This is a genomic window from Streptomyces sp. NPDC058195, assembly GCF_042883525.1.
Taxonomy (GTDB): domain Bacteria; phylum Actinomycetota; class Actinomycetes; order Streptomycetales; family Streptomycetaceae; genus Streptomyces.
In genome coordinates this window covers 120810-135942 of sequence record NZ_JBHVVM010000005.1, presented here as the reverse complement: position 1 = coordinate 135942, position 15133 = coordinate 120810, and the positions used below count along the sequence as shown (strand labels likewise).

Here is a 15133-nt window from a genome sequence, read left to right as displayed (position 1 = left end):
CCCCGTCGGCCGATACAATTCCGGCCACCGTAAGGGGGTCCGTTCGCTCGGTCGCGCCCTCGCGCGGCATGCACTGCCCTTCCTTCCTCCGCACCGGGACCTCGGCTCACGCGTGCGCGGACCGGCCCAGCCCGGCCCGCACCGCACCGGCCCGCACCGCACCGCACCGCACCGCACCGCACCGCACCGCACCGCACCGCACCGCACCGCACCGCACTCAAGGAACAACCATGTCTCCGTCTCATGCAAGTCGCAGGACCGTCCTCGCCTCCCTCGTGGGCGCGGCCGCGGGCGGCCCGCTCCTGACCGGTCTCGCCACAACTCCGGCCGCCGCTGCCGGAGGTGACCTCTACGCCTCGAACTCGGACCTCTACACGAAGGCGGTCGAGGGCCAGGACTTCGCCCGCCGGTTCAGGCGGCACGAGGCGGTCGACAACGACAGGACCGCCACCCCGCTTCCCCGTCTGACCAGCGTGCTGGCCATACACGGCGGCGGCATCGAGATGGGCACCTCCGAGCTCTGTCTGGGCATAGCGGGATACCGGCCCGACACCCTCGCCCCCGTCACGGCGGGCTCCCCGGTGTACGACTACTGGATGCTCGAAGGCCTGCGCACCTCGAACAACGGTGAGCTGCACGTCACCGCGTCACACTGCGACGACCCGGTCGCGCGGTCCATGGCCGCGGGCAGCGCCAACGTCCTCAGCCTGCACGGCTGCACCGCGGCCCAGGCCGGCACGCCCACGGGCCAGCCCGAGGCGGTCGTGGTCGGCGGCCTCAACCCCCGTTTCCGCCAGCTGCTGTCCGCGAAGCTGAAGGGCGCGGGCTTCCAGGTGGTCACCGGTGGCCCGGACACCATCAACGGCGACCTGCCGGAGAACATCTGCAACCGCACCCTGACGGGCGAAGGCGGTGGCCAGCTGGAGATCACCACCGAACTCCGCCAGAGCTTCTTCGGCAACTTCTCCGGCGCGGGCAACCGTGCGTCCACCGCCAATGCCGACTTCTGGAAGTTCGCCGGTGCCTGCCGCGAGGCGATCGCGGCGATGGAGGCCGAACAGCTGGCGCGCAAGAGCCTCTTCGTCTTCTGAGAGACACAGGGACGCGGTGTCCGGTTTCTCCCCGCGGCGGTCTCGCAGCCGGCGCTACGGGCCGGACAGGGGCGCTCGGTCAGGGCTGAAGCGCCGACGTGGCGAGGAACGCGGCGGTGCGCGGACGGGGCGTACGGACAGGTACCGGAACAGGGGTGCCCGGCAGGTCGCCGGGCACCCCTGGTGTATCAGCCGCCCGCGGGCACATCCGTGGGGAGGCCGAAGAGCGCACCGGCCATCTCGCTGATCTGGCTGTCGTTCAAGGCACCCTGGAACGTCCAGACATCATCGACCGCACCGGCGAAATACGTCTGCGCGTTGCTGCCCGCCCGGCCCACCTGAAGGGCTCCGCCCGCCTTGAAGGTCAGGACGTTCTCGGCCCAGGCGATCAGGTCCTGGCATGCGGTGTCGTCCGACTCACCATTGCCGTCGGTGTCGCCGCACGCCACTTCCTGCAGATTGCCGTTGACGTAGAGACGGGCTTCCTTGTTGAGGCCGTCATAGACCACCGCGAGGTGGTTCCAGTCCCGCACGTCGTCGAAGTCGGTGCTGCTGACCCGGACGACGCTGGCGTCCGTCGCGTCCTTGTCCGCCAGGGTCAGTTCCCAGCGTCCCAGACCTTCGGGGTTGGCGGCATCGGGCTGGAAGGTCACGTCGAAGGCGCTGCGCTTGGCCCCCTCCGCGCTGAGCAGGGTGATCGGGCGGCCGGGGCTCGCCGCGGCCTGCGCCCAGGCGGTCACGGTGAAACTGCCGCTGGTGTCGACGGACAGGGAATCGGTGGCCGCGTAGGCGCCGGTGCCGTTGAGCTCCAGACCGCCGAAGTCGATCCATCCCGAACCGATCCCGGCCCCTCCGTACAGGGTCAGCGGCTTCTTGCCCGCGGCGTCGTCCGGTGTGGTGACCGGGGACGTGGTACCGGCGGCCTCGAACATCCAGCGGTTCTTCAGCTCGGGGCGCTGCTTGCCCATCTGGAGCACTTCCTCGGCCGCCAGCGGCCGGTCGAAGATCCGGACGTCATCGATCTGGCCGGGGAAGTAGCTGGTCACGTTGGTGCCGTACCGGCCCGCCCCCACCTGCACGGGGCCGCCCGCGTACCAGGCGCCGCCGAGCTTGACCGAACCGGCCTTGGTGCCGTTGACGTAGAGCGTGAGCGTGTCGGCGACCTTGTCGTGGACACCGACCAGGTGGACCCACTGACCTGGCTGGGCCTTCACGCCGTCAGCCTGCATGGCCCGGACCGGGGTCGCGTCCGCGCTGTCGGCGGAGTACTGGTTGAACGCCCACCGGTCGTAGGCCGAGGAGTAGTAGAGCTCGAACCCGGGCTTCTCCGTACCGGCCTGCGCCGCGATGATCGCCGCGTGGTCCGGCTTGGTGTCGGGCATCTTCGCCCAGGCGGACACGGAGAAGCTGCGCTCGGTGTCGGTGTGGGGAGCGGCGGTCTTGCCGTAGTCGTCCACACCGTCCAGGGTCAGGGCGTTGCCGCTGATCCCCCGGTTGCCGGTCGTGGCCCCGCCCTGGAAGGTGAGGGGCTGGGTGTCGGAGTAGCCCGAGACCTTGGTGGCTCCGGCGGGCTCGTCCAGGGGGAACACCATGCGTGCGGTGCGGCCGTTCCCGATCGGCTGGTGCTGATACAGCCGGGTCACCTCGGTGGCGCTGACCGGCTTGTCGAAGATCCGCAGGTCGTCGATGCTTCCGGGGAAGAAGTTGGTGACCGTGCCCCGCAGGTTGGCCGCACCGATCTGGAGACCTCGCCGCGCGTTCCACGCCGTGGTGTACGGGGTGGAGCCCGCGAGCACACCGTCCACGTACAGGCGCAGTTCCTTCACGCTGCCGGAGTACACGCCCACCAGGTGGGTCCACTTGCCGGCGACCGCGTCACCGGCGGCGGGAGCCATGGCACGGGCGATACCGGCGTCAGCGGTGTCCGCGGTGTACTGGTTGAAGACCCACCGGTTGTAGCCCTTCGAGTAGTACATCTCGAATCCGGGGCTGTAGTTCCCGGGCTGGGTGGCCACGACAGCCGCCCCGTCGGGAATGGCGTCCAGCTTCACCCAGGTCGACACGGAGAAGCCATTGGCCGTGTTGACCGTGGGGACACCGGTGGCGGCGTATCCGTCGGTGCCGTTGAAATGCAGGGCGGTTCCGTCGGAGGCGCCCTGCTCACCGGCCGTCACCCCGCCGTACAGCACCGCTTCCCGGGCCGGGGTCGAGCCCTGCGCCTGGGCCGCGCCGGCGCTCTCGTCGAATTGCCACGAAGCACGTTCGAGCTGCCCCGAGGTGACCCGGAAGCGGTATCCGGTGGGCGCGGAGCGGTTGCCCGCCGCGTCCAGGGACGACACGTACAGGGTGTTGAGCCCGATGCGCGGCGGCAGCGCGCTGATGCTCTTCGCCGCCCCGCCGGTCGTGCTGAGCACGTTCTTGCCGGTCGGCTCGACGTTGAAGTCGTACCAGTACTTCGTCACCTGGCTCTCACCGGCCGTCATGGTGAAGGTGCCGTACTGCCCCAGTCCGTCGTACCAGGGATCGCTGGGATCCGCGGGGTCGGAGGCGGGGTACTCGTTCGAGGCGATGGCCGGCGACTTCGGCGCCGTGGTGTCGTAGAAGAAGTAGCAGGCGGTCGCGTCACCGGCGTGCGACCAGGGCGAGTACTGCGCCCCGTCGTAGGCACGCGCGTACCAGCTCACCTGCTTGTCCTTCGGAATCGACGTCGGCAGGCTGATCGAGAAGTTGTCACCGGACTTCTTCGACGTCGTGCGCGCCGGGCTCCACGATCCGCCGTCCCACTTGGCCTGGAACTGCACGGACACGCTGTCGCCGTCCGGGTCCGTGACCCCGTTGGCATAGATGAGGCCCAGGGAGCGGACCCGCGGCGCGCTGGAGGGAGCCTTGCAGACCCCGCCGTACTGCATGGTCAGCTGCGACATCTTGATCTGCGCCGGAGGGCGGTTGTACTTCACCCGCAGGAACGCCTTGTCCGAGAACCGCTTCCAGGCGTACCCGTCGGTCTCGCTGGCCGCCTGCAGCCCGAACGTCATCGTGGACGCCTTGCTGGTCGCCGCGGACTGAACAGCCGCCTTCACGTCGAACTCGGCGTCCTTCGCCGCGCAGCCCGAGTAGCCGTAGGCGAAGGAGTCGGAAGCGAGCTTCTTCATCCAGAAGCCGGAAGCGTTCTGCGCATTCCACGTCGTGGAGGACGAGATGTCCTTCGTCTGCCACAGCTCCACGCTCCGGGCCGAGCACGAAGCCGACCACGTGTTGCGGACCACGAACTCCGCGGACAGGATCGACTTCCCCGCGAACTTCGACACCGGTATCCGGTAGAACAGCCGCTTGGTGTCGTTGGGCTGGCAGTACGACCAGTCGCAGTAGCCCATTCCGGCGTCCGGGTCACCGTTGAACTTCCATTGCGGCGAGGACGCCCAGTACTTCGACGCCATCGTCCACGCGCTGGCCCGCGGCGAGTACCACTGCGGATCGATGTACACGGGGTACGTGGTGTCCGCGCCCTTCAGCACATCCGCGTCCGGGGTCAGCACCAGTTCCTTCTGCCCGGCGGGGATGTCGACGCCGACGTCCCCCAGCTTGCCGGACTCCGCCGCTCCGGGCTCGCGGTCCTCGCCCTGCGCGGCCGCTCGCACGCCACGGGCAGCAGCCGTGGACGCACCCGTGCTGGAGTCCCACATCATCGGCTTCGGGGCCTCGAAGACAGCACCCTTCGCACCGGCGTCGACCGCCTGCAGTCCGCCCCCGGCCGTCTCCTTGACCTCGACGCCGTCCGTGGCGAGCTTCAGCCGCAGTTCCGCGAGCTCCGGGCTCTTCGCCGCCTCGGCCGTCTTCACCACCAACAGCTGGGTGAACCCGTCCTCCTGAGCGGTCATACGCAGATCGACGTCCGGGAGCACGGACGGATACGTGGCGACGGCCCCGGCCAGCTCCGGCTCGGGCAGGGGCGCGGGCCAGGACAGGCTCAGCGTCCGCCCGGCACGCGCGATGCGTACCAGCGGACTCCTGTCACCTCCGCCCGAGAACTCCACGCCCATGGACACCGACTTGGGAGCGACCATGCCCGCCCCGGTCGCCACCAGGTCCGTGTCCACGCGCTTCCACGCATCGCCGCTGCGCACCCATACCGGCCGCAGGTACTCGCGCGCTTCCAGGCCCCCGTCCGGGGTCGCGAACACCTCGCTGCTCTCCCGGCGCATCGAGACCACCTCGACCGCTGCACCGGTGCGTTCGGCCTTCGCCAGAGCATCGGCCTCGCTCAGCGGAGCGCTGCCGCCCGTGGCCGCCGCGCTCTTCACGGACCGCGGCGCCTGCGCGACCGCCGCACCCGCCAGCGGGAGCATCCCCACGGTCAGCCCCGCGCCCAACAGGGCCGCTAGGGCCCCACTCCCGGCTCTGCGCCGGGTCCACATTCTCTCCACAGCCCACCCACATGGTTCTCAAATGATTCGCATTGAAATAACGCCAGGTCAGGGCGGTGCGTCAACAGACGGAACCAGACAATCCGGCTACGCGAACCGAGGCGGAAGTGACCTTCGCCACATGCGCAAAATGGTTGTACGGCGCAAGGAAACGATTGGGGAACGCTTCGGCCGCCGGGCGGCCAAAGCCCTGGTCACACGCCCCGGAGGGGCCGGACACAAGGCCCCGGGCCTCGCCATCTGCCGCCGCCCGTGGCCGAATCAGGGCCAGGGCGGGCACTCCGGGCACTCCGGGCGCTCCGGGTGCCCTGGGCACTCGGGGAACGCCGGGCACTCCGGTAGCGCCGGGAATGAAGGAAGCGGCACCCGCGGCGAACCGCCGGATGGAGCCAGGCGAGCTCCCCGCCGACCGTGCTGGCTGACTTCGCCCAGGGCCTGGCCGGGCGGGGATGCCCCGCGGCCGAAGCGCGTCGCACCATCACCGGAGCGGCTGACCGGCCCGGCAGGGAGTCGCGCCCTCCCGGATTCCGGATTCCCGGCCGCGGGAACGGACCGGGCCCCCGGCCCGCGCGGAACGGCGCGGTTAATCTCTGCGTGCCGGGAGATTTCGGGGGCCGTGGAAGGTCAGTGCGCATGGACTTTCGTCAGATCCAGTACTTCAGGGCCGTCGTGGAGGCCGGTTCGGTCTCGCAGGCCGCCAAGAACCTGAACATGACGCAGCCACCGGTCAGCCATGCCATCGCGAAGCTGGAGGGCGAGCTCGGCGTGCGCCTCCTGGAGCGTACGGCGAAGGGGGTCCACCCCACCCAGGCCGGGCTCTACCTGCTGTCCAAGGGCGAGCGCCTGGTGGCCGACCGGGACCGCGCCGTGGAGACGCTGAAGCTGATGGGCGAGGGTGCGGTCGGGGACCTGCGCATCGGTGTGGAGCCCATGGTCATCAACGAGATCGTCGCCGACGTACTGGCCGAGTTCCTCGACCAGGTCCCGGGCGCCCGCGTCAGCCTGACCGACGTCACCCCCGACCTCATCGTGCAGGGAATCCGGGACGGCCGACTGGATATGGGGTGCATCCCCTTCGGCCCCAGCCAGTTCGCCGGATTCGTCACCGATTTCTGCGACTCCTATCCCGTCCTGGGAATTGATATCAAGCTCGCCGTCCCCCGGTCCCGCGCCCGCGAGGACCACTCCGGCGGAAAGGGATGGGGGCGCTGGATCATCCCCTATCGCATTCCCGCGTTCACAGGAATGCCCGAGGTCGTCGAGAACGCACTCGTGGGTGACGAGACCTTCGAGGTGCTGGAGGTCTCCACGCCGCAGACCGCCGTCGCCTTCGTGGCCGCCGGGCTCGGCGTGGCCCCCGTGACCCAGCGGATCGCGGGCCGGACGGACGCGGTGGCCCTGCTCGACCCCCCACACTGGCTCACCCCGATGCAGGCCACGCTGCTGTGGCGGCGGGACGCCGAGATCAGCCCGCTGATGCGGCACTGGCTGGAGGCGACCCGCGTCGTCGCCGAACACCGGCGCGCGCTCAGGCCGTGAGCCGGACGGGGTGAGAGCCCCGCCGAAAGGCCGCCATACACAAAACTATGGCCCCCTCCATTGCGCCCGGTATGGAGTGCGTGGAAGAAATCGGGGGAACATCTCGCACAACGAGATGCATCCACTGTGACCTGCCTCACTCCCTGGCTGGCCCAGTCGGCCCTTGTCTGGCCCCCCTTCGCAAGAAGTGCCTGTTCAGAGGCCATACGCCTGCCGTTCACCGAGCAACGGCCGCCTTCTCCGCCGCCCCTCTCGCGCCCCTTGCCCGCTCACGGAGCTATTGCCCGGCCCTAACCCCCGTGGAAGCCTTCCGGCAATTCGACGCCGCAGGCAACTACGGATCGGCACATCACATCCCTTTTCGCGGGCAGCTGATCACGCATGACCTGAATCCGGTGTGATCCATTTCCGTCGGGGAGAAGATGGGGTTTTCGTTCCATGAACACGGAAAATGCAAATCAGTCGCCTTCCGGCCGCACCGGCCGTGAAAGCATCCCCTTTACCGGCACCGAGTATCTGGAGAGCCTGGACGACGGGCGCGAGGTCTGGATCTACGGTGAGCGTGTCGAGAACGTCGCGGAGCACCCCGCGTTCCGCAACTCGGCCCGCATGATCGCCCGCATGTACGACGCGCTGCACGACCCGGCACGCAAGGACGTCCTCACCTCGCCCACCGAGGACGGCGGTTTCACCCACCGCTTCTACCAGGCTCCGAAGACCGTCGAGGAGCAGGTGGCCTCGCGTGACGCGATCGCCGAGTGGCAGAAGATCGCCTGGGGCTGGATGGGCCGCTCACCCGACTACAAGGGCTGCTTCCTCGGCACACTGGGCGCCAACGCGGAGTTCTACCGCGGCTTCGAGGACAACGCACGCCACTGGTACCGCAAGGCCCAGCAGAAGACCTGGTACATCAACCACGCGATCATGAACCCGCCGGTCGACCGCGGCCTCGGCGCCGACGCGGGCAAGGACGTGTTCGTCCGGGTCACCCGGGAGACCGACGCGGGCTTCTACGTCACCGGCGCCAAGGTGGTGGCCACGGGCTCGGCCCTGACCCACTACACCTTCGTCGGCCATGTCGGCCAGGTCGCCGTGCAGGACCCGGCCTTCTCGCCGGTGTTCATCATGCCGACGAACTCCCCCGGCGTGAAGCTGCTGTGCCGCACGTCCAACGAGTACCGGGCCGCCGTGCTGGGCAGCCCGTTCGACTATCCGCTGTCCAGCCGGCTGGACGAGAACGACGCCATCCTGGTCCTCGACGACGTGTTCATCCCCTGGGAGAACGCGTTCATCTACAACGACCTGGAGCAGGCCAACAAGTACAACATCCACTCCGGATACCTGGAGCGCGCCTCCCTGCACGGCTGCACCCGCTTCGCCGTCAAGATGGACTTCCTGGTCGGCATGCTGTCCCGTGCCCTGGACGTCACCGGCGCGGGCCAGTTCCACGGCGTCATGTCGCAGCTCGGCGAGGTCATCGCCTGGCGCAACACGTTCTGGGCGCTGTCGGACGCGATGGCGAAGAGCGCGGTGCCGTGGAAGGGCGGCATGATCCAGCCCGACCCGCACTTCGCCGGTGCGTACCGGGTGATGAACCAGCTGGCCATGCCGAAGGTCAAGAACATCATCGAGCAGGTCGTGGCCAGCGGGCTGATCTACCTCAACTCGCACGCCGACGACTTCAAGACCCCCGAGATCCGCGGCTATCTGGACACCTACGTGCGAGGGACCGGCGGCATCGACGCGGAGGAGCGCGTCAAGGTCATGAAGATGCTGTGGGACTCCATCGGCACCGAGTTCGGGGCCCGCCACGAGCTGTACGAGATCAACTACATCGGCAGCAACGACGTGACCCGGCAGACCAACCTCTTCGGCGCGCGAGGCAGCGGCCTCCTCGACTACTGCAAGGACTTCGCGCAGAGCGCCATGGACGAGTACGACCTGGACGGCTGGACCGTGCCCGACCTGGTCGCACCGGACGACGTCAGCATCCTCAGGAAGCGCTGACCTCCCGCGGGCTCCCGGTCAAAGGAGCCCGCCAGGGACCGTGCCGTACCCCTCACACCACCGTCACGCCGACGCCGTCCGGCTTCGAAGCGGGGCACCCGGCTCGGATGCCGTACGACGCACCGCGGACGGCAGCCGGACGGCACGGCCCCTTCACCGGCGACGAACCGAGCGCGCCACCGCGCTCCCACCCACCCCAGGAGGACCCGTGGCCACGGCAATCGATGCTGCCCACGTCACCTACGAGGCGCCTGATCTCCAGGTGATGGAGAAGTTCCTCACCGCGTTCGGCATGACCAGGGCCGAGGGCAGCGACGACCGGACGCTGTACATGCGGGGAACCGGAACCCAGCACCACATCCACGTCACCCGCAAGGCCGCCAAGCAGCGCTTCATCGGCGCCGCGATCGAAGTCGCCACCTATCAGGACCTGGTCGAGCTCGCCGCCAGGCCGGGATCCTCCCCGATCACCGAGTCGACGGAGCCCGGCGGCGGCCGGGCGGTCTCGATGACCATGCCGGACGGCATCGAGATCCGGGCGATCTGGAACCGGGACAAGGCGGAGCCGGTCGTGGACCGGGAACCGTTCGTCATGAACAACATCCGGGACAAGAACCGGGTGAACTCCTTCGTCCGCCAGCCCGTCGCGCCCTGCACCATCGCCCGGCTCGGCCACTTCGTGCTCCATGTGAAGGACCACGACGCGTCCATGGCCTGGCTGAACGAACGCTTCAACTTCCTGCCCTCCGACTACTTCCTGCCGCCGGGACAGGACGGCCCCGTCGTCGGCACCTTCGTCCGGCTCGACCTGGGCGAGCAGCTGGTGGACCACCACTTCATGCTCGTACTCCAGTCGGACTGGGTGGGTGTGCACCACAGCGCGTTCGAAGTCACCGACATGGACGCGGTCATGTCCTCGCACGACTACCTCCTCCAGCAGGGCTACAGCCTGGACGTCGGGGTCGGCCGCCATCTGCTCGGCAGTCAGATCTTCGACTACTGGAAGGACCCGTTCGGCTTCCGCATCGAGCACTACACCGACGGCGACACCGTGGACGGAAGCCACCGGCCCGGAAGATTCAACGGCACCGCCAGCGACACCACGCAGTGGGGGAACCGTCCGCCGCTGGAGTTCTTCCAGTGAGCGCCGAACAGCGCGCGGAGCGCGCCGAACCCCTGCCGACGACGTCCGGTGAGCCACTGCCAGGGCCCGTCCATGAACCCCTGCCGACGACGTCCGGTGAGCCACTGCCGGGGCCGGTCCACGAACCCCTGTCATCGACCGTCCGCGAGCAACTGGCGCGGGCCGGCTCGTCCACCGTCGCCAACATGCTGCTCCGGCACGGCCTGCGCAACGTCCTGATGGCCGGGGTCCGTCCCCTGACCAGAGGCGGGGCGCCGATGGTGGGGCCCGCCAGCACGCTGAGGTTCATCCCGGCCCGCGAGGACCTGGACAGCCTCGCCGCCTACGCGAGCAGTGCGCATCTGCACCGGCGCGCGATCGAGGAGTGCCCGTCCGGCGCGGTGCTCGTGATCGACGCGTTCGGCTCCAGGGCGGGGGCGTCCATGGGCGACATGATGGCGGCGCGGCTGAGGCGGCGCGGTGTGTCCGGTGTGGTCACGGACGGCGGATACCGGGACTCCGGCGCCATCGCCGGGACCGGGCTGCCCTGCTTCCACCGGGGCAACGCGCCCGCGGCGACGCCTCTCGCCCTGCACCCGGTCGCGCTCGACGAGCCGGTCGGCTGCGGCGGAGTGGCGGTCTACCCCGGCGACGTGGTGCTGGGCGACGACGACGGGGTCGCGGTGATCCCCCGCCATCTGGCCGCCGAGGTCGCGGCCCAGGCCGCCGACGCCGCCGCGTACGAGGAGTTCGCGGCCCTGGGGATCCGGCGCGGGCGGTCCCTGTTCGGGCTGTTCCCCGGCACGCCGGAAAGCCGTCAGGAATACGACACATGGGTGGCATCGGGCCGCCCGGACTGGGAGTGAGACAGTGAACATCGACCCCGCGGACACGAAGTCCCTTGAGGTCCTGGTCCACGCCGCCGATCTCGACGACGCGAGCTGGATCGACTACCCCGACTACGGGTTCCGCCAGTACTTCCTCTTCAAGAACCCCAAGACCGGCGCCAGCATCGCCCTCCTGGAGTACGAGAAGGGCGGCACGATCCCGACCCGGCACACCCACGCCTCGAACCAGTTCATGTACTGCCTCGAAGGCGACTACGAGTACACCGACTCCGGCCTGCGGCTGCGCCCCGGTTCGTTCTACATGAACCCGAAGGACCACCCCCACGGCCCGACGCTCGCCCACGAGCGCAGCGTGCTGATCGAGATCTACGACGGCCCGCACTACTACGAGAAGCCCGAGTACCACACCGACGAGACGATCGGGGACTTCCTTGCGAAGGACTGAGGTGCTGAGGCACAGCCAGGAACCAGGCACGCGCCGGACCCCCGGCCCCGGCGGGAAGCGAGGAGAGTGACGATGACCGAGACCACCCGCACGCACGGCACGACCGGTGAGGCCGTGGCCCTGTTCGACACCGAGAGGGTACGGGCCGCGTTCGGCCTGGACCAGGTGCATTCCGGCACCTACACGGACTCCCTCGGCTGGGGCCCCGTCGAGGACCGCCCGCTCATCGAGGCCGTCTGCCCCGCCGACGGCACGACCGTGGGACAGATCGCCGCCTCCGACGCCGGGGACTACGAGCGCGTCGTCGCCGCGGCCGTCGAGACACAGAAGAAGTGGCGGATGGTTCCGGCGCCGCGTCGCGGTGAGTTCGTCCGCCGGATCGGCCAGCTGATCGAGGAGAACATCGACCAGCTGGCAGCCGTCGTCTCCCTCGACACCGGCAAGTCGACGATGGAGGCCAGGGGCGAACTGCGCGAGGCCGTCGACATGTCCACGCTGGCCGCGGGCCAGGCGCGGATGCTGTACGGCTTCACCCAGCAGTCGCAGCGCGCCGAGCACCGCATGTACGACCAGTGGCTGCCGCTGGGCGTGATCGGCCTGATCAGCGCGTACAACTTCCCGGCCGCCGTCTGGGCGCAGAACGGGTTCCTCTCCGCGATCGCGGGCAACACCGTGGTCTGGAAGCCGAGCCCCAAGGTGCCGCTCACCGCCATCGCGGTGCAGAAGCTGGTCAACCAGGCCGCGGCGGAGATGGGATGCGAGGGCGTCTTCTCGCTGTTCATCCCCGCCGACAACACCGTCGCCGAGCGGCTGATCGCCGACACCCGGGTCGCGATGATCTCCTTCACCGGCTCCACGGGCGTCGGACGCAAGGTCGCCGAGATCGTCGGTTCGACGCTCGGGCGCCGGTACCAGCTGGAGTGCTCGGGCAACAACGGCTGCATCGTCGATGAGACCGCCGATCTCGAACTCGCGGCGAAGGCACTGACGTTCGGCGTGGTCGGCACCACCGGCCAGCGCTGCACCAGCACCCGCCGGGTCATCGCGCACCGCAGCGTCGCCGACCGGCTCGTCGAGCTGATGAAGAAGGCCTTCGACCAGATCACCATCGGCGATCCGAGGGATCCGGAGACCGTCGTCGGCCCGCTGATCGACGCCCAGGCGGTGGCGGACTACCGCGACGTCCTCGCCCGCGCCGAGCTCGACGGAGCCACCGTGGCGTACGGCGGCAAGGTGATGGACCGTCCGGGGCTCTTCGTGGAGCCCGCGATCGTCACCGGTGTGGAGCCGCACTTCGAGATCGCCCAGTCCGAGACCTTCGTCCCGATCGTCTCCGTACTGGTCTACGACGACCTCGACGAGGCCATCGAGATCCACAACGGCGTGGCCCAGGGCCTGGCCTCGGGCATGCACAGCACCAACCTGAACCACATCGAGACCTTCCTGTCCGCCCGGGGCAGCGACTGCGGCATCGTGCGCGTGAACATGGGCACCACGGGTGCCGACGTCGGCGCCGCCTTCGGCGGCGAGAAGGAGACCGGCGGCGGGCGCACGGCCGGTTCCACCGCCTGGCAGGGATTCATGCGGCGCCAGAGCGTCTGCGTGAACTGGGGCGGAACATCCGCCTGGGACAGCCGAATCGACCTGTGAGGACCACAGCAACCATGAAGAAGGAACGTTTCTTCTCCACCGCCGTCCGTGAACCGGCGGACCGGACCTGGTCGAACTGCCTCCGCGTCGACGACCTGATCCTGGTCTCCGGCATGACCGCGCGCGGCCAGGACGGCGAGACCCTCCTCGGCGGCACCGCCTACGAGCAGTCCAGGGTCGTCTTCCAGAAGATCAAGGACCTGGTCGAGGCGGCGGGCGGCGCCATGGACGACGTCGTCAAGATGACCATCTTCGTCACGCACATGAGCGACAACGCCCAGGTGTGGAAGGCCCGCGAGGAGTTCTTCACCGGCGACTTCCCGGCCTGCTCGCTGGTCCAGGTCGCCGCCCTGGCCAAGCCGGACATCCTCGTCGAGATCGAAGCCATCGCCATCGCGGGCTGCAGCACGGACTGACCGAATCCGGCGGTACCCGGCGCGTTCCCCCGCGGAACGCGCCGCGGGCGCCCCCTCTCCTTCGATGGGTAGGAACTGTGTCGTCATCACCAACGAATCTGCCGAGATCCACCGACTCGACGCTGGCCGCCGCGGCTGAGGACCACTCCCTGGCCCGCGTCCCGGCGGCCGAGCGCCGCAGCGGCTACCAGCTCGCCCTCAGCCCGGTCAGTGTCGCCACCGCGCTCGTCGTCTTCGCCATCGCGGGCTTCACCGTCGTCCTCGCCGGTTTCACCGTGGGGCTGATCGTCGGTGTCCTCGTCGCGGCCTTCGGGGTCTTCCTCGGCAAGGCACTCGGCCGGATGGCCTTCGAGACCGGCATGTCCAGCACGATCACCTCCCGGTTCTTCGGGTTCGGCCTGCGGGGATCCTCGATCGGCTCGGCGATCTTCGCATTCATGATCCTCGGCTTCCTGGCCATGGAATCGGCCCTGCTCTACCAGGGCACCCTGCTGATGTTCGGCCTGCCCGACTCCTGGACGACGCGCGTCCTGCTCTACGGCCTCATGACCCTGCTGTGGATCGGGCTCGCCGTCTTCGGGCTCAAGCTCGCGCTGCGCGCCTCCGGAGTCCTGACGGCGGTCACCCTCCTCGTCACGATCTACATGATCATTCACATCTACGTGATCGAGGGCGCCGACCCGATGGACGTGTTCCGCTACGCGGGCGTCGTCCCCGGGGGCTGTGGCCGAAGTTCGAGGCCGCGATATCGCTCATGGGCGCGACAGCCGGGACCATCGCCCTCGTCACCACGGACTTCGCCCGCTACTGCCGTACCCGCCGCGACGTCACGGTCCTGGCCGCAGCCGGTCCGATCACCCAGAACGTCCTGATGACCGTCCTGGGTTCACTCGTCGTCATCGGCGGCATGCCCGATGTCGTCACGTACCTCATGGACCACGACAAGAACATGAGCGCGCAGGCGGCGGGCGCGGCCGGCGGCGACCTCGTCATGCAGAACACCGGCGCCTTCTTCGTGATCTTCGCCGCCTGGATGGGCTTCGTCACCATCTACGCGGCACAGGCCAAGGCGCAGGCCATCAACGCCTACTCCGGCTCGCTCTCCCTGGTCAACCTGGTCAACGCCCTCACCGACAGGAAACCGGGCCGGGCGGCGATGGTGGTCGTCGGAAACGTCATCGCCCTGGTGATGATCGGCGCCGGGATCCTGGAGAAGTTCTCCACCTACCTCGCCTACCTGGGCGCCATGACGCTCGGCATGTGCGGCGTGATGATCGCCGACTACTACCTGGTGCGCCGGGCGCGCTACGACAGCCGCACCCACCGGGTGGAGAAGTGGGACTGGGCCGGAGTCCTCACGCTGGTCGTGTCCGCCTCCCTCGGCATGGTCCTGATGGCCACCGACGTCTTCGCCCTCGGCTTCCTGGTGTCGTTCGTCTCGGCGCTCCTGCTGTACCCGCTGCTGCGGACCTGGCTGCCCGAGGGGACGGGCACCTCCTTCGCCGCGGCCGAGGACGCCGTCGACGAAGCCCTCTGACCCCTTGAGGTCCTCACCCGCTCCTCCTCTTCCGCCTCCCCCTCCCCCCTCCC

The 15133-nt window shown here is 69.0% G+C and carries 11 protein-coding genes; 10 read left to right on the top strand and 1 reads right to left on the bottom strand.

Annotated features, from left to right (window positions below):
• The first annotated feature begins 230 nt into the window (after positions 1-230).
• Positions 231-1091, top strand: coding sequence for a poly-gamma-glutamate hydrolase family protein (locus ACFVWY_RS08375; RefSeq protein WP_389868541.1), 861 nt, complete (start codon positions 231-233; stop codon positions 1089-1091).
• Between the two features lie 188 nt (positions 1092-1279).
• Here the strand turns inward: ACFVWY_RS08375 and ACFVWY_RS08370 are convergent, their stop codons facing one another.
• The gene (locus ACFVWY_RS08370) at positions 1280-5437 is read right to left on the bottom strand and encodes a LamG-like jellyroll fold domain-containing protein (RefSeq protein ID WP_389869019.1); all 4158 of its coding nucleotides are present in this window, start codon (positions 5435-5437) and stop codon (positions 1280-1282) included.
• Positions 5438-6148: 711 nt separating this feature from the next.
• On the opposite strand from ACFVWY_RS08370, the gene ACFVWY_RS08365 reads away from it, so the two are divergent.
• The 9 genes from ACFVWY_RS08365 to ACFVWY_RS08325 all read left to right on the top strand — a co-directional run bounded on the left by ACFVWY_RS08365 (position 6149) and on the right by ACFVWY_RS08325 (position 15080).
• Positions 6149-7054: a LysR family transcriptional regulator gene (locus tag ACFVWY_RS08365; RefSeq protein ID WP_389868539.1), complete on the top strand. Its 906-nt coding sequence runs from the start codon at positions 6149-6151 to the stop codon at positions 7052-7054.
• Positions 7055-7492: 438 nt separating this feature from the next.
• A complete protein-coding gene (locus tag ACFVWY_RS08360) occupies positions 7493-9061 on the top strand; it encodes a 4-hydroxyphenylacetate 3-hydroxylase N-terminal domain-containing protein (protein WP_389868537.1) in 1569 nt (522 codons plus the stop codon).
• Positions 9062-9269: 208 nt separating this feature from the next.
• Positions 9270-10205, top strand: coding sequence for a VOC family protein (locus ACFVWY_RS08355; RefSeq protein WP_389868535.1), 936 nt, complete (start codon positions 9270-9272; stop codon positions 10203-10205).
• Positions 10202-11050, top strand: a complete 849-nt coding sequence (locus tag ACFVWY_RS08350; protein WP_389868533.1) for a dimethylmenaquinone methyltransferase — start codon at positions 10202-10204, stop codon at positions 11048-11050. Before ACFVWY_RS08355 ends, ACFVWY_RS08350 begins: the two co-directional genes overlap by 4 nt.
• Before the next feature lie 4 nt (positions 11051-11054).
• On the top strand, positions 11055-11477 hold the full coding sequence (locus tag ACFVWY_RS08345) for a cupin domain-containing protein (protein WP_389868531.1): 423 nt from the start codon (positions 11055-11057) through the stop codon (positions 11475-11477).
• Positions 11478-11549: 72 nt separating this feature from the next.
• Positions 11550-13127, top strand: coding sequence for an aldehyde dehydrogenase family protein (locus ACFVWY_RS08340; RefSeq protein ID WP_389868529.1), 1578 nt, complete (start codon positions 11550-11552; stop codon positions 13125-13127).
• 14 nt (positions 13128-13141) lie between these two features.
• Positions 13142-13543, top strand: coding sequence for a RidA family protein (locus tag ACFVWY_RS08335; protein ID WP_389868527.1), 402 nt, complete (start codon positions 13142-13144; stop codon positions 13541-13543).
• Between the two features lie 77 nt (positions 13544-13620).
• Positions 13621-14415: a hypothetical protein gene (locus ACFVWY_RS08330; protein WP_389868525.1), complete on the top strand. Its 795-nt coding sequence runs from the start codon at positions 13621-13623 to the stop codon at positions 14413-14415.
• Positions 14298-15080: a cytosine permease gene (locus ACFVWY_RS08325; RefSeq protein WP_389868523.1), complete on the top strand. Its 783-nt coding sequence runs from the start codon at positions 14298-14300 to the stop codon at positions 15078-15080. Before ACFVWY_RS08330 ends, ACFVWY_RS08325 begins: the two co-directional genes overlap by 118 nt.
• Positions 15081-15133 lie beyond the last annotated feature (53 nt).

Bases quoted from the DNA above. Each gene is read 5' to 3' on its own strand.
- ACFVWY_RS08375 (WP_389868541.1), top strand. From the start codon at position 231: ATGTCTCCGTCTCATGCAAGTCGCAGGACCGTCCTCGCCTCCCTCGTG.
- ACFVWY_RS08370 (WP_389869019.1), bottom strand. From the start codon at position 5,437: ATGCTCCCGCTGGCGGGTGCGGCGGTCGCGCAGGCGCCGCGGTCCGTG.
- ACFVWY_RS08365 (WP_389868539.1), top strand. From the start codon at position 6,149: ATGGACTTTCGTCAGATCCAGTACTTCAGGGCCGTCGTGGAGGCCGGT.
- ACFVWY_RS08360 (WP_389868537.1), top strand. From the start codon at position 7,493: ATGAACACGGAAAATGCAAATCAGTCGCCTTCCGGCCGCACCGGCCGT.
- ACFVWY_RS08340 (WP_389868529.1), top strand. From the start codon at position 11,550: ATGACCGAGACCACCCGCACGCACGGCACGACCGGTGAGGCCGTGGCC.
- ACFVWY_RS08335 (WP_389868527.1), top strand. From the start codon at position 13,142: ATGAAGAAGGAACGTTTCTTCTCCACCGCCGTCCGTGAACCGGCGGAC.
- ACFVWY_RS08325 (WP_389868523.1), top strand. From the start codon at position 14,298: ATGGGCGCGACAGCCGGGACCATCGCCCTCGTCACCACGGACTTCGCC.